We start from the raw sequence: 15,522 nt of genomic DNA, 5'->3' as shown, positions 1-15,522 counted from the left end.
AGTTGATTTAAATCTAACTAATCGATAAAAAGCCCAATCTTATTTTTATTGAAATATCGGAAATCCTTCTTTTACAAGATAAGTTTTATTCTCCTCAATTAACTTTGTAAGCGCTTCAACAGGAATTATTCTGGTTATTCCATATCTGATTGAAGAATGTTTTTTCACATATATATCTCCTTTGTATGGAATCACCGGATTGTATTTTGCTGCTTTATCAGTTATATCCGGATAAAGCATTTCTTCTTTTTCTTCGGGAACGGATTGAACTATTCCAACTAATTCAAAATTCGGAACACCATCTCTGATTGCAAGAACAATTCCACCACTGAATCCCGGATTGATTACAGCATCAACAAGGAAAGAACCAATATCGTCTTTGTTAGGACTGCTTACTATTCCTTTGGTAATCATTTTATTGTTCATTGGAAAGCCAAGAAGATAAACAAAAGTTCCCCACGATAGATCCTTAGCTTTACCAATCCTGAATTTAAATGTAGGAAAACGAACGCCGCTTTGTACGCCATATTTTCTACCAAGAATTGCTATATCAGTCTTTGGATCATCTAAAAGAATATCAACAGTGCTGCCTTCCGGAAATCCGGCAACATAAACAACCTGTCTTTCTTTGATAGAAATTGATTCGATAAATTTTGTTGGATTGCCTTTTGTGTCAGCTTTGTATGCGATTAATGTATCCGGAAAATTTATTGTGTGAGAACATGTAACTAATGCCACATTTCCATTTTCAGAATATACGACTAATGCTGTTCCTGAGCTGGAATTATCAATCAGAATTTCCCTCTCCGCAAGCTTTTCAAGTTTCTGTCTGCCCAATTCTTCCAAAGTAATGTTCGCATCCTTTGGAAAAACATAAACTCTGTAAAACGCAGATGAAATAATCCTCTGAATTGCATTACTTATTTTTTCAAGTTCATCTGAAGTTGAACGATATGGAAACTCACTATCATACTGACCATCCTTAAGAGCAGGATAGATTGAATCATAAGTTACTGTTGAGCAACTTAGATGCAAGAGTGACATTAAAATAATAGAAACAATGAAAGCTCGTTCGGTGTTTTTCATAACTCACCTTTCAAAATAATTTTTATAACGAGCTGAACAGTTTAATTTATTCCTGATGTTTAACTTTAAATCCTTTCAGCATCCATTTTCTTGCAAGCAACAAACCAATGGGACTAACAATAGCAATTAGTCCATAAATAAACCACATCATTTCAGTGTTCATTTCGGATGGTGGTTTATCTGCCGGACAATATTTCATCAGAAACCAACCGGAGTATAAACTTGTAATAACTTTTGTTAAAAACCATGGAAACTGTCCAATTCCCATATAAATTCCTGTCATATTCTTTGGGGCAATTTCAGCAACCCATTGAAGAAATCGTGGTTGCCACATTGCTTCACCGATTGTCATAATCAGAATATATGCAATCAAAGTATTAATGTTTGGTCCAAGTGCCAGAATAAATGTTGGTGATGCCATAACAAATGTTCCGATTATCATCATATCATAAGCATTTTTCTTTGCTGTTAATGCTGCCACCATCGGAGTGAGAATGAAAATTAAAATCGGATTAAGATTTACAAAAAATTCAAAGTTATCGCTTACGAATCCTTCAAATGCACGACTAGTGTATTGCGGGATTGTAAGCCAGTTGTGAGCAAAGAGTGTTTGTACGAAAATCAAAATGAAAATGAAGTAAAGAAATCTTAAATCGCGCAAAGGAAAATTTTTGAAATAGAAAATCATTTTTTCTTTAGTTGACATGCTTGCCATTTCATCGCTTTCTTCCTTCTGAGCTTTTACAAAATCTTCTCCCTTTTTTGAAATTGCATCACTCATTGCTTTCTTTGTTATAAGAAAATAAACGACCGCAATTCCCAGAACAGTTAAAGCAACATAAACCCAATAAACACCGGTTATACCATAAGCTTTTCTTACGGGCGGAGAAATAATCCCGGGAAGAAATCCTCCAAGGTTCATTAATGCATAAAGCATTGCATAACCCATTGCGGCAGTTTTTTCATCTGTTAATTGTTTAACGCCTGCATAGCAAGCCGGTTGATAAATTCCATAGCCAAGAATTATAAATAATATTCCAACCATTGCAATTGTGTGAGCAGAATCCCATAAGCCCGGCTGACCAGTTGAAGGAGCAATTGTAAGAAATATTCTTCCCAGAAGCATAAGTGACAGAGCAATCAGCAATGATTTTCTTAATCCAATCCAATCAACTGTTGCACCTAAAAATAACATTGCGAGAGTAATACCAGCTGTAAGCACACCAACCATTCTTCCTGCATCAATATCATTTAGTCCGATAAACTCATTGAAATAAATCGCAAGTAAACCAAGCACACCGAAGTAAGTTAATCCTTCAAGAACATAAGAGATATTTACTCCGAGTAATGCTCGTGATGTATGGGCTAAATCGATGAACGGTTGGGTAAGTTCAAGAACGATGTTATCAAAAGCACTATAATCTTCTTTAGATTTTTCTTTTTTAACCGGAAGTGAAAGTATAATCACATAAGCAATCGGCGGAATTACTAATGATAACAAAAACCAAATCAATCCATTATAACCTTTAAAGATTGCATTTCTTGAAGTTGCCAGAACAAAAAAGAAATAGAGAATTAACCCCAGACCGATGAAGACAATAATTAGATCACTCATAAATATTCCGAAGTTTATTTTTATAATTAGTTTTTGGGAATCGTAACTCTGAAAATTGAACCTTTGCCAAATTCACTCTCAAACGAGATTGTTCCTCCGTTCTTCTCGATAAAATCTTTGCAGAGAACCAATCCCAGACCAGTTCCTTTTTCCTGATCTGTACCTCGCGTTGATATCTGAGTATCAATCTGAAAAAGTTTTTGCTGAATATCTTTTGGAATACCAGTTCCGTAATCCTTAACGGAGAACTCTGCAAAGTCATCGTTCAGATTTTTACAAACTACTTCGATACTTTTTCCCGATGGAGTAAACTTGATTGCATTCGAAACCAGATTCCTTATGACAGATTCAATCATATATTTATCTGTGTAAACGAAACAAGTGTCATCGCATTGAGAGTGAACAGTGATTTTTTTCCTTTCAGATTGCTCGGAATAAAGCTCTAGAACCTGATTTACAATCTCACATAAATTAAATTGTGTTTTCTTTACTTCAATTTTTCCGGTATGAAATCTTGACCACTCAAGTAAATTGACAAGAAGATTATAAACATTACTTGCAGCACGATAAATATTTTGAGCTGTTTCTTTAATTTCTTCGATACTCATATCGGATGAGTAGTGTGCCAGAAGTTCTGAAGCTCCGAGAATTGTATGAAAGGGATTTCTTAAATCATGTGCAATAATTGAAAAGAAATTATCTTTTGCTGTGTTACTTCTCTTGAGATCATCCGCATAGTGCTTTAATTTTTTTTCGGTTTCTTTCAGTTCAGTTATATCGGTGAGAGTTCCTACAATTTTTATTTTATTACTTACTTCATCTTTAACAAGATTTCCTTTTGAAATAACCCATCTGATTTGTCCATCAGCTCTTTTAATTCTATGCTCAAAAGAATATGTATCAACCTTGCCGGAAACAAGATCATTTAGTTTGGAATTAATTAATTCAAGTTCCCCGATCGGTACAAAATCTATCCAATCATTTCCTTCGGTTGATTTTCCTTCGCCGGATATTCCCATTAACTTCAGAAAACCGCTATCAACAATGGTCTTTCTTTCGGATGGAATATACTCCCAAACACCTGTTCTGCCGGCTTCAACTGCTAGTTGATATCTTTTCTTTGTTTCGACTAATTCCTTTTTAATTTTATGATTGAAAAGAGTAAGTTGAATTATTCTGTTTAACTCATCGAGGTTAAATGGCTTTGAAAGATAAGCTGCGGGTTCAGTAAGCTTTGCTTTTTCAAATGTATCTTCGTCAGTGTATGAAGTAAGAAAAATAACCGGAATATCTTTTTGTTGTTTTATTCTTTCTGCGGCTTCAATTCCACCAATTTCGCCTTTAAGTTTAATGTCGAGTAAAATTATATCGGGATTTTTTTCTATTCCTGATTTAATCGCATCGTTACCGGTAAAAACTGTATCAACAACTTCATAGCCGGCTTTAGTAAGTTTTGACTCAATATTCTTTGCGATAATAGCTTCGTCTTCAACGATAAGTATTTTTATTTTATCCATTACAGGTCATATTAAAATATTCAGTCGAAATCTAAGAAAATAATAATCAAACTTCACGGGTAAGAATGAATGGTTGAATGACTAACTTCGGTAGTTAAAACTGATTGTATGACAGATTGCTTGCCTTCGATTGATAAAACCGAATGGGTGAATGATTGAATGGCTGAATGATTGAATGGTTTTTAAACCTAATCCTTTATACCATATACCTTCTACCTTCTGCCTTATACCTTATACCTAATTCCCTTATACCTTATCTCCTTCTACCACTTACTTCCAAATCTTTCTTTCGATTAAACCTTTTAGTCCCTGTAATCCACCGGAGTGATAAGCTACTATTGTACAGTTTTCGGGAAAGAAATTTTTCTTTGTTAAATCATAAATAGCAAAAAGCATTTTGCCTGTGTAAATCGGTTCAAGTGGGATGTTAAATTTTTTTTCAAAATATTTTATGAATTGAATCAACTCATTATCAAATTTTGCATAGCCACCAAAATGATAATCAAGTAAAATCTCCCAGTTTGATTTTTTAGTTTGTGAAATTTTAGAAATATCATTCTTGAGGAATGATGCATTTTTAAGAACAGCAACACCAATTACTTTTGATATTTCATCTGAGCCATCAATTATTCCGGCAATAGTTCCGCCAGTACCACAAGCACAAAAGATATAATCATAGTTGGCTTCTATTCTTTTGGGAATTTCTGAACATCCTCTGACTGCAAGAAAATTACTTCCGCCTTCGGGAATAAGATAGAAATCGCCAAATGTTTTTTTCAAATGGGATAAAATCTCCTCTGAATACTTTTTTCTATAGTCGCTTCTGCTTAAGTAATAAAACTCCATTCCACATTCTTTAGCGAAACTAAGAGTTGGATTAAGTGGAAGATGTTCTTCTCCCCTGATTACTCCGATCGTTTTGAAGCCGAATATTTTGCCTGCATAAGCAAGTGAATAAATATGATTCGAGTAAGCTCCACCAAAGGAAAGCAGTGTTGAATAATTATTCTCAGCGGCGTCAATCAGGTTATACTTTAGTTTGAAAAATTTATTACCGCTCAGGTATTCATCAATCAGATCATCACGTTTTATGAAAAGGTTGATTTTCTTTTGCAGGAAAATCTCATCATTAACTTGCTGAAGTGGCGTTTGTCTGGATGAGGAAAAATAATTTTTAATCTCTTCGACATTCATAAATATTCATAACAAAAATACGAAAGAGAGAAAATAAAAAATCCCGTCAACAGGCCGGGCTTACCTGATGACGGGGGAAATGAAGAATATCCAACAATCCAAGAGGGTCTATGATCTACTTACCTGTTTTGGAGGGTTATGCACTATTTTTCTGATTGTATCGAATTGTAGATACGGATATTCTTCTCGCAAAGCATCAATTGCATCGCCTGTTCTAATTTTTTGTGAACGAAGCATTTTAAATTTCTTTCGAATCAGATAATCTCTAACTGAGCGATCGTTAATTAATCCGCGACTGTAAAGTAAATCCCAAACTTCATCGCTTATTAAATCGGCTAATGGATTACTCAATTTTTTTTCAACTGTGTTTTCCATATTTCCTCCTTTTCAAATTGATCGGTTAGGTTGAGATAACATTTCACTCAGGAGGTATCCGAAAGAAGTGACTGTTATCTGATTGTAAAACTATCAGATTTAACCAGCTAAACAACTACACAAATGTGCGGTTTTTATTTTTTGACCTTATTTCCAAAATTTATGCTACACAGGTGTACAGTTTGTTATAAAAAGAATTAATAGAATCAAAAGAGAAATGAGGTTGAAGATTAGCGAATTACATTCAGATAATTTTTTTTCTTATTGCTTTTGCAACAGCTTCCGATTGTGAATGAACATGAAGTTTTTTATAAATATTTCTGATATGATGTCTTACAGTGTCAACGCTGATAAACAGTGTTTCTGCAATTTCCTGATAGTTATAGCCATCAGCTAATAGATTCAATACTTCAATTTCTCGTGAACTAAGATTATAATTTTCATCAACTGCGTCTTTTGTTTTTGTTTCTTTGAATGCATTGATTACCTGTCGCGCAATTCCCGAACTCATAGGAGAGCCACCTTCGTAGGCATCTTTAATTGCCTCAAGAAGTTTTGCCGGTGGAGTTTTCTTAACAAGATATCCGGTTGCACCTGCACATAATGCGTCGAAAACTTTTTCGCTCTCTTCGTAAATAGTAAGCATCAGGATATTAAGATCCGGATTTTTATTTATTGCTTTCTGAACTCCTTCGATTCCACTCATTCCGGGTAAACCAATATCCATAAGTACAACATCAATTTGTAACTGATTTAATTTTAATAGAAATGATTCACAATCTCTGAAAACGGCAACACATTTATAGCCATCTGTTCCGTTAATTAAAGCCGAAAGTCCTTCGCGGATAGTATCGTTATCTTCTACTATTGCAACATTAATCATTTAAGTAACTCAGATAATTTTCTTGATTTAATTTTACCACTGAATATTATTGCAGTTCCATCACCTTCTCTTGAATCAATTTCCAGTTTCCATCCAATTGACTGTGCTCGCTTTTTCATATTAGAAATTCCATTACCAAAAATAATTTTATTTAAGTCCATTCCTATTCCATTATCCCGTAAAATAATTTTTAGAAAATCATCTTCGGTTTCAAAGCTCATTAGTATCAGCGATGCATGGCTGTGCTTTATTGCATTGTTGAAAGCTTCTTTAAGAATAAGATACAGATTCTGTTTTATATCAATTGGAATTTTAATTCTTTTCAGTTTCTGAATATCCTTTATTTTCAGTTCGCAATTCATTGATGAAAGTATTTCAGAGTAAGAATTTTTTAATCTGATAATCAAATCATGTAGCGAATCTTTTTCGGGATTAACAACCCAAACTATATCGCTCATATTATCAACAAGTTGTCTTGATAATTCACTTATCTTCATAAGCTCGTTTGAAGTTGTATTTAAATTTTTTCGTGATGCAACTTCACTAAGAATTGATATCTCGGTTAAACCTGAACCAACATTGTCGTGAAGATCCGCTGCAAGGCGTGACTTAAGTTTTTCTATTGCTAACTGACTTTTAATTCGTATGGTGAATACATAATAAAGAATTAAAATTACAATCAAAGATGTAAGAGCAATAAACCAATATGTTTTCCAGAATGGTGGTGAAATTATTACTGTTATTGATGCATAGTTTTCATTCCATATACCATCGCTGTTACTTCCTCTCACTTTAAAAACATATTCGCCCGGTGACAGATTTGTGTAGGTAGCAATTCGCAAAGAAGAGTTTGTGAATTGCCAATCGTTATCAAAACCTTCGAGTATATATGCATATAGATTGTCTTTCGGATCAGAATAATCCAGAGAAGCAAACTCAAAGCTTATTGTGTTTTCATCATAGCGAAGATTTAATTCGGAAGGTTCGCCTTTAATAATATTATCCAAAACTTTTATTGATGAAATTACAACAGGAGGAATAAAAGTATTGGTCTTTATTTCTTCCGGTCGGAAATAATTAATTCCGTTTATTCCACCAAAGTACATTATTCCGTCATTTGAATAGAGATAAGCTCCGCCACTGAATTCAAGACTTTGCAAACCATCTTTAATATCGAATCGTGTAAAATCTTTGTTGATTAAATCGTATTTATAAATTCCGTTATCAGAACTTATCCAGAGATTTTTTAATCTATCCTCTAAAATTCCATAAACAACTGCGCTGGACATTCCTTCTCTAACAGAATATCTTGTAAACTTACCCGATTCAATATCAAAACTGAACAATCCATCTCCATAAGTTCCAACCCACATTGTGTTGTAAGAATCTCTTAAGATTGTCATCATATTATTTGCTGTAATGTTCTCTTTTTCAGCAGCTGTATTCGGATATTTTTTGAATGTTTCAGAATCGGGATTAAATAGATTTACACCACCTCCATAAGTGCAAATCCAGATTATTCCTTTTTCATCTTTATAAATTTTATAAATACGGTTATCAGAAACCGAGTATTCATCATCATCTTTATGTTTAAAATTTCTGAACTTTAATTGTTGAGTAAATGGATTGCCAATTACTGAAACTTTATTTATTCCTCCGCCAAATGTTCCGATGTAATAATCATTTCCATCAATCAGAATTGTTTGAATCTGATTGCCGGCAATTGAATTTGTATCATTTGGATTGTGGCTATAAACTTTTATCTCGCCAGTTTTTTTATTGAAGATATTTAATCCTCCATCATAAGTACCAATCCAAAGATTTTCGTAATTATCTTCAGCTATCACACGAATGTGATTACTGCTTAATTTACTGTTCGATTTATCTTTATAGAATAATAATTTGTTTCTCAAAGGATCATAACAATTAAGTCCGCCTTTATAAGTTCCAATCCATAATAAACCGGATTTATCTTTATGAATTGCCCAAACAACACCATCATTAAGATACTTTGGATTGTTAGGTTGAAAACCAATCAGATTAAACTTGGTTGTATTGCGCTGAATTTTTGTTATGCCCTTACCAAGATGTGAACCAACCCAAACAATTCCTGATTTATCAACACAAAGCGAAAGAACATCATTATCGGCAAGTGAATTTTGGTTAAGCGGATCGGATTTAAAATTTGAAAAAGATTTTGACTTTGTATTGAATCTGTCGAGACCACCGCCCAAAGTTCCAATCCAGATGTTTCCTTCTTTATCTTCATCAAAATACATTACAGTATTGTTTGATAATGAATTTTCACTAACTGAATTTTTATACTGTATGAAGTTTACTTGCTTTGGATTTAGATTCTTTTCGTCTGCCGATAAAAAGAAAACGCCCGAATAATAAGTTCCAATCCAGATATTTTTCTTTTTATCTTCAAAAACTTTTATGATAAAATCATCGCCAGCGATATCAGAATTTTTGTTGAGAAAGGTGTTGAACTTTACAGAATTATATTTATTGCCGTTCAATTCAGCTTTCAGTAATCCTTTGCCAAAGGTTGCAATCCAGATGTTTCCGTCGCTATCACATTGAATATCCATTATTCTGTTTGAAGGCAAAGTTGAGTTATTATCATTTGAGTCATTATAAAAATGATTCAACAGATTAAAGTTTTTATCAATTACAATTATTCCTTTTCCCCAGGTTCCAATCCAGAGATTATTATTTAAATCTTCACAAATTGCTGTGATAGTTTGTGAAAGATTTCTTGCAAATGAAATCGGATAATCAAAGTAATAATCAGAGGGAAGTTCAGATTTTTCAATCAGTTCAGAAATATTTTTATGAGAAAACTCTTCTTTGGTTCTGTCAAAACGATTGATGTTTCCTGCTGAAGTTCCAATCCAGATAATCCCTTCTTTATCTTCGAACATTGAAATTATTCCGTTATCAGAAATTGTGGTCGAATCAACCGGATTATTGGAGTAAATTAAAAATTTATATCCATCATATCTATTTAAACCGTTTCCTGTCCCAAACCACACAAAACCTTTTTTATCCTGAATGATAGAATAAACAGTGCTTTGTGAAAGACCATCTTCAATCTTCAACTGAGTGAATTTGTAATCAGGATTTTCTGTGATTGCCAGCAGACTTGTAGTAATAATCACAAAAAACAGGGAAACTGAAAAACTATTTAACTTTTTATGAATCAATCTTTTATTATTTTCGTTTGTAGTTTTAACTAAATCCGATTTTATAATAAACTAAAATAGAACATTAATCCACAAAATTTTTTATGGATAATTTATAAGGAGAAACTATGAACTACTTAATTCATCGCTCTGAAGAAAGAGGGAAAGCAAACTATGGCTGGCTTGATACTAAATACAGTTTCAGTTTTGCACGATATTATGATCCCGACAAAATGGGATTTGGTTTGTTAAGAGTATTAAATGATGATATTGTATTGCCCGACTCAGGATTTGGAACTCATCCGCATGATAATATGGAAATCATCACGATTATTCTTGATGGTCAGCTTCAGCACAAAGACAGTATGGGAAATGGCTCGGTCATTAAGAAAGACGAAGTTCAGGTTATGTCGGCTGGAAGCGGAGTTACACATTCAGAATTTAATCCGTCAAAATCAGAAAAAGTTAATCTTTTGCAAATCTGGATTTATCCGAAAGAGGAAAACATTACCCCACGATATGATCAGAAATCATTTCCGAAAGAAGAACGAAGAAATAATCTTGTTACAGTAGTTTCCGGATATAATGAAAACGGTTCGTTGTATATTCATCAGAATGCAGAAATAAAGTTGGGATATTTTGATAAAGGAAATAAAATTAAATATAAAATCAGAGAAGGAAGTGGTGTTTATCTTTTTATTATAGAAGGACATTTGAAAGTTGGCGATGAAGATCTATTCAGACGAGATGCTATTGGAATTTATGATACAGGTGAGTTTGAAATTGAAGTAATTGAAAATTCTGAGTTCGTTCTTCTTGAAGTTCCGATGAATTAATTTTTGTTGAGATGAAGTTGATATATAAAATTCGCTTCCCAAAAAAATTTCTTTGATTCGATTAACTTCATCTCAACATTATTTTTATTTGCAATTGCTTTAATCTTTTTAATGTCGCAATCTTCAGACAGAACCATTAATGCGGTTGTTTGTGGAAAAAGAAAATCCGTAATCTGTTTGAACAGCTTTTCAAAGTATTGAAACTCGTTTCCACAAAACCACGCAAACTCGGATTCATTCTTTGGATTTTTGGGAAAGTAAGGTGGATTAATTATAATGAAATCAAATTCTTGTTTGGAAATTGAATCAAACAGATCGGAATAAATAACATTTATGCTGCAATCATTTAACGATGCGTTTATTTTAATATTCTCAATCACTGATAAGCTAATGTCACTTGCTGTAACATCAGCTCCCTTTTTAGCAGAATAAACTGAAATCATTCCACTACCAGCGCCAGGTTCAAGCAATCGTTTATTTTTCAAATCATATTTATCAAGATGTGAAATGAGAAATTTTGTACTGAAGAAAAATCCCGGATGAAAAACACCTGGCAGAACTTTTAATTTAAGATTTCTGAAATTGCAATTTCTTGTTTTGGTTGAATAAATTTTGTAAGCACGACTTAAAACAGAAAACAATACTCTTTTGAAAACATTCATTCTGCGTAAAACCCTTCTATTTCCGGTTGACGATACTTTAACCAGAACCGTTGTAAGAATTTTATTTCATAAGGAAAGTAATAAAATCCTGTTTTATATCTCCAGGCAGAAAAAAACTTAATTACTTTTCGCTGAAATGAGGTGAGCTTATAATCAGATACTGTGGGAAAATAACCATTTAACACAGTCTCAAAGTTTTTTATTCTGTCAATCATAAAAGGCTTAAGCCACGGTGTTAATGGATTTTTTCTCAGATCAAAATTTTCCCACGAAGGACTTAACCATTCTTCAAGATTTGATGGGAATTTAAATCCGGCTTTTGTTACCTGCTCATAAAGTTCAGAACCTTCTGTGGGAACGGGAGAATAAACATAAATTATGATTTCGGTATCGGGATTAACTTCTTTAATTTCTTTAATGAAGTTTATATCATCATTGATTTGCTGATAAACTTTGCTTTCTGAATCTGCCGGCAAACCAAGCACAAAAGAATATTCCGGAATGATATTAAACCTGCGAAGTCTCTTCGCAAAACCTATTATTTGTTCACGACTCTGAGTTCCGCCTTTATCCATTTGTTTAAGAATATCATCGTTACCTGTCTCTGCTCCGAAGAAAATCATTTTGCAGCCAGCTTCTTTCATCATTTCAAGCGAATCATCTTTGTACTTATCTATTGTATCAATTCTTCCTTCTCCCCACCAATTAATTTTCTCGTTCTTTACAAGTTCAGCAAATTCAACGGTTCTTTTTTCAGAAACAAAAAAATTGTTATCGTGAAATTCAACGGCATCTATTTTAAACCTTTCTTTAAGGTACATCAAATCATTAAAAACATTTTTTGCAGATTTTCCTTTCCATCTCGCCTGGTAAATTGGGACTACAGCACAAAACGAACAAGTAAAAGGACAACCAACGCTTGAATGATAAGCTGCTGTTCTCTTTCCTAAAAAAGTTTTGCCAAGATATTTTTCGATTGAATAGAACCGGTTGAGATAATCATAAGGCAAAGGAGGTAGAGTATCCTGATCAATTAAATCAGATTTGTGAGTTTTAACTATTTGATTTTCTTTTCTGTAAATCAGATTGTTTATAGAAGAGTAGTCAGCATTTTTTTCTAAAGCGTCAATCAATTGTGGGAAAGCTTCATCACCAGGACCATTGATAATGAAATCCACAAAACCAGATTCAAGACAAACTTTATATTGATTAGAAGCAAAATATCCGCCCCAGATAATTTTTACTGAAGGAAAGCTTTCTCTTACTTTTTTAGAAAAGGGAATTGCTTGCCTTAGTTGCATTCCGGGCATTACAGTTACAGCAAAGTACTTATACTCATTTGTATCAAGATATTTTTTAATTTTATTCCAGCAATCGGTCTCTAAGTTTCCATCAACAAAAACATATTCATGCTTGTTGTGAATAGAAGCGCCAATCTGAAGTATTGAGTTTGGAATCCGATGTTTCCAATTTGCACTTTTGGGATTAAAGAGAATGATTTTGTTCATATCAGTTAATTAAGCCGTAAAGCTTTGCGTAGTCGTTAATTGTTTTTTCAATAGGAAACAGGTTTTGAGCAGAATGATTAAGTTCAGATGATAAAAGTTTTTTAACATTGCTGATCATCTCTTCGTCACTGTTAGCAATTTGCCAGTTAGAATTTTTCTGTGCATAACCGACATTAAATGAAACTATATGCATTCCGTTTGCAAGTGCTTCGGCAAACACCATTCCCGAACCTTCGAATGTTGAGGGATGAAATAGAATTTTGCTTCTTCGCATATATTCAAAGACTGAATCTCTGGATTGCTTTCCGAGAAATTCAATATTCTTATCAAGATTATTTTCTTTACATAACTTCTTAAGTTCATTTGCCTGATTTCCATCACCAATAAGCTTGCAATTAATTTCCGGAAAATCTTTTTTGAGGACTTTAATCGTTTTAATCATCAGCTTAAAATTTTTAAGCGGTATTAAAGAACCTACGCCGATTAAATCTATTTCTCTTATTGAACTGTAATCATATTTCTGAGTTGGAATACCCCAAAATATTTTTTTATCAACTTCGCGTTTTGTAAGTGATTTAAAAGCTTGCGATTGATTTTCCGATAGAGCGACAATTTCCATCTTTCTCTGGTTCAGGATTTTCAGATAAACATTTTTGGGACTAACATCCTGTCCCATCAGAGTGCAGATATGCTTGACATTATACTTTGCAGCAATTCTGTTTCCGATTAAAGCGCATTCGCCAAGCCAAAGCGAATGAACGACATCAAGTTTATTTTGTCCTGCTAAATATTTAGCCATTGTTAAAGCGCCATCCCAAACAAAAATTTTTTCACGCTTCAGATTTTTTCCGCGCAAGCTTAAAACAAACATATCGTGCCATTTGTAAAAAGATTTATCAAAGGGATATTGGAATGCTATAATTGTAAATTCAACCTCAGGATATTTTTCTTTGAAGTGCAATAAAAAATCCTGCAACGGCGGAACACACACCGAATCGTTTTCATCAGTTGGGAAACCGGGAGTCAGAATCAGTATGTGTTTTACTTTTTTCATCTTTTAATTTTTATCCAGGGGAAGGGTGAGTCGGATTTAAATGCAAAAGCCAGGAGTTTGTTTTTCAAAGTGCGCGGATCGAATAAAATCTGGTGATTGAAATCGAGTAAGTTTTTATATGTATGATGAAAATAAAATTTACTCATTTCGGGAAAGCCAAGTTTTCTGTAATATTCTTCGGTTCTTTGTTTTGCAAGTTGAACTTCTTCAATCTCATAAAATGGCGAATCAATTATGTGTATTTCGCCATCAAGTTTGAGAGTAAAAATCAATTCCTTAAGTAATGAGGTAATGTTTTCGAAATATTGGATTGATGAATTCAGCACAATTAAGTCAAAAGAATTTTTCGCCAACTCCATTTTGAAAATATCACCGTAAACAAATTTGATGTTTTCGTTTTTGAATAATCTTGCTCCTTGTTTTAATTCATATAAGTTTATATCAGCGCAATAAAAATTATGTGGGAATGACTTTGCCAACTCACCGGCAAACCAACAATTTCCACAACCAAGATCAAGTATATCAATTTGTTTATTAAAGTTTTTCAGATATTCTTTGAATCTGATAAATGATTTTGCGCGATTATCCCATTCTTTTTTATGAGGATTAAGTGAAGATGCAAACGGAAGTAGTTTAACTTCATCATCACTGTATAAACGCTTCTCTTTTCTTCTTATTTTCAGATAATTTTCTTCGAATGGATTTTTTTCTTTTTCAAAAAGATATACCCCGTCTGATTTCGGTAGTTGCAGTACTTCAGATAAGTTCATTCATACACTTTCATTTTGTTTTGGGATTAAATTGAGCAACCAAAATTAAGTGATCGCCGATTAAATTAAATGGAAAATGTTTGCTTAAAATTTGGTCTGACTTTTTAAGAATCTTCATCAAGCGAGGATGTTTGATAATAAAATTTTCCATTTGTGGAATAGGCGTGAACACTCCTAAACCTTTCAATTGAATTACCCTAAACTGTTTTCCTAGCGCTTCTTTAATTTTTTCTGCTGAAAAGTAAAATGTCCTGATTTCAATTCCTTCAACATTTGCAGATGCGCCATTTTTACGAAATCTTCTTAAAGCAAATTTTAATTTTCCTTTAAATGCTGTTGCTAATTCCCAAAGACAAACAGGAGGCATAATTACAAGAATAACTTTTCCGCCGTCATTTAATAAAGTTGGAAAGAAACGGGTTACTAATCTTAAATCATTAATGCAATTTAATCCGCCAAAGTTTGAGAATATCAAATCAAATTTATTCGGAATAAGTTTATCAAGTTCTGTAAATGAGCACTTAAAAATTTTTACTTGCTCTGCAAGATTTTCTTTTTTTACTTTGATTGAAATCTTTTCAATCATTCCATCGGATAAATCTGTGCAGGTAACATCATAACCTTGCTTTGCAAAGAAGATTGCATCGGTTCCTGTTCCACTGTTCAGTTCAAGAATTTTATCGCCTTTTTTTAGATGACTTAAAACCACATCATAAACCTGCTGGCGCATCCACAAGAGAATTGGATTTGATTTTTCGTATTCATCATAAATAATTGATTGCATCGAAAACGCAAGATTAACTTTATCAAAATTCTGAGAATCATTAATCATAT

The 15,522-nt window shown here is 33.1% G+C and carries 13 protein-coding genes; 1 reads left to right on the top strand and 12 read right to left on the bottom strand.

Features of this window, described 5'->3' with window-relative positions; translation table 11 throughout:
- Positions 1 to 45: 45 nt before the first annotated feature.
- The 7 genes from Q0X14_RS10340 to Q0X14_RS10310 form a co-directional block, all read right to left on the bottom strand.
- On the bottom strand, positions 46 to 1,086 hold the full coding sequence (locus Q0X14_RS10340) for a serine protease (RefSeq protein ID WP_297837960.1): 1,041 nt from the start codon (positions 1,084 to 1,086) through the stop codon (positions 46 to 48).
- A 46-nt stretch (positions 1,087 to 1,132) separates the two neighbouring features.
- On the bottom strand, positions 1,133 to 2,701 hold the full coding sequence (locus Q0X14_RS10335; RefSeq protein ID WP_297837958.1) for an MFS transporter: 1,569 nt from the start codon (positions 2,699 to 2,701) through the stop codon (positions 1,133 to 1,135).
- A gap of 26 nt (positions 2,702 to 2,727) precedes the next feature.
- Positions 2,728 to 4,218: an ATP-binding protein gene (locus Q0X14_RS10330; RefSeq protein ID WP_297837956.1), complete on the bottom strand. Its 1,491-nt coding sequence runs from the start codon at positions 4,216 to 4,218 to the stop codon at positions 2,728 to 2,730.
- 270 nt (positions 4,219 to 4,488) lie between these two features.
- Positions 4,489 to 5,412, bottom strand: a complete 924-nt coding sequence (locus Q0X14_RS10325) for a pyridoxal-phosphate dependent enzyme (protein ID WP_297837953.1) — start codon at positions 5,410 to 5,412, stop codon at positions 4,489 to 4,491.
- 108 nt (positions 5,413 to 5,520) lie between these two features.
- Complete coding sequence (locus tag Q0X14_RS10320) at positions 5,521 to 5,787, bottom strand: hypothetical protein (protein WP_297837950.1); 267 nt, start codon at positions 5,785 to 5,787, stop codon at positions 5,521 to 5,523.
- A gap of 244 nt (positions 5,788 to 6,031) precedes the next feature.
- Positions 6,032 to 6,670, bottom strand: a complete 639-nt coding sequence (locus tag Q0X14_RS10315; protein WP_297837948.1) for a response regulator transcription factor — start codon at positions 6,668 to 6,670, stop codon at positions 6,032 to 6,034.
- Positions 6,667 to 9,834 carry a sensor histidine kinase gene (locus Q0X14_RS10310; RefSeq protein WP_297837945.1) on the bottom strand — a complete coding sequence of 1,056 codons (3,168 nt, stop codon included), beginning with the start codon at positions 9,832 to 9,834 and terminating at the stop codon, positions 6,667 to 6,669. The genes Q0X14_RS10315 and Q0X14_RS10310 overlap by 4 nt, the downstream gene beginning before the upstream one ends.
- 152 nt (positions 9,835 to 9,986) lie before the next feature.
- On the opposite strand from Q0X14_RS10310, the gene Q0X14_RS10305 reads away from it, so the two are divergent.
- Positions 9,987 to 10,694 (top strand): pirin family protein, encoded by a 708-nt coding sequence (locus tag Q0X14_RS10305; RefSeq protein WP_297837943.1) that lies wholly within the window; start codon positions 9,987 to 9,989, stop codon positions 10,692 to 10,694.
- Here Q0X14_RS10305 and Q0X14_RS10300 read toward each other — a convergent pair.
- Genes Q0X14_RS10300 through Q0X14_RS10280 form a run of 5 tightly spaced genes read right to left on the bottom strand, consistent with a single transcriptional unit; the run spans position 10,691 to position 15,520 of the window.
- Positions 10,691 to 11,356: a methyltransferase gene (locus Q0X14_RS10300; protein ID WP_297837940.1), complete on the bottom strand. Its 666-nt coding sequence runs from the start codon at positions 11,354 to 11,356 to the stop codon at positions 10,691 to 10,693. The genes Q0X14_RS10305 and Q0X14_RS10300 overlap by 4 nt on opposite strands.
- The gene (locus Q0X14_RS10295; RefSeq protein ID WP_297837937.1) at positions 11,353 to 12,864 is read right to left on the bottom strand and encodes a radical SAM protein; all 1,512 of its coding nucleotides are present in this window, start codon (positions 12,862 to 12,864) and stop codon (positions 11,353 to 11,355) included. Before Q0X14_RS10295 ends, Q0X14_RS10300 begins: the two co-directional genes overlap by 4 nt.
- A 1-nt stretch (position 12,865) precedes the next feature.
- The gene (locus tag Q0X14_RS10290) at positions 12,866 to 13,918 is read right to left on the bottom strand and encodes a glycosyltransferase (protein WP_297837934.1); all 1,053 of its coding nucleotides are present in this window, start codon (positions 13,916 to 13,918) and stop codon (positions 12,866 to 12,868) included.
- Positions 13,915 to 14,688 carry a class I SAM-dependent methyltransferase gene (locus tag Q0X14_RS10285; protein ID WP_297837932.1) on the bottom strand — a complete coding sequence of 258 codons (774 nt, stop codon included), beginning with the start codon at positions 14,686 to 14,688 and terminating at the stop codon, positions 13,915 to 13,917. The genes Q0X14_RS10290 and Q0X14_RS10285 overlap by 4 nt, the downstream gene beginning before the upstream one ends.
- Positions 14,689 to 14,698: 10 nt before the next feature.
- Entirely contained in the window at positions 14,699 to 15,520 is an 822-nt protein-coding gene (locus Q0X14_RS10280; RefSeq protein ID WP_297837930.1) for a class I SAM-dependent methyltransferase, read from the bottom strand.
- Positions 15,521 to 15,522: the final 2 nt, after the last annotated feature.

Origin of the sequence: Ignavibacterium sp. (assembly GCF_025998815.1) — a bacterium.
In the GTDB taxonomy this organism is placed as follows: Bacteria; Bacteroidota; Ignavibacteria; order Ignavibacteriales; family Ignavibacteriaceae; genus Ignavibacterium.
This window is presented reverse-complemented; position numbering and strand designations above follow the sequence as displayed.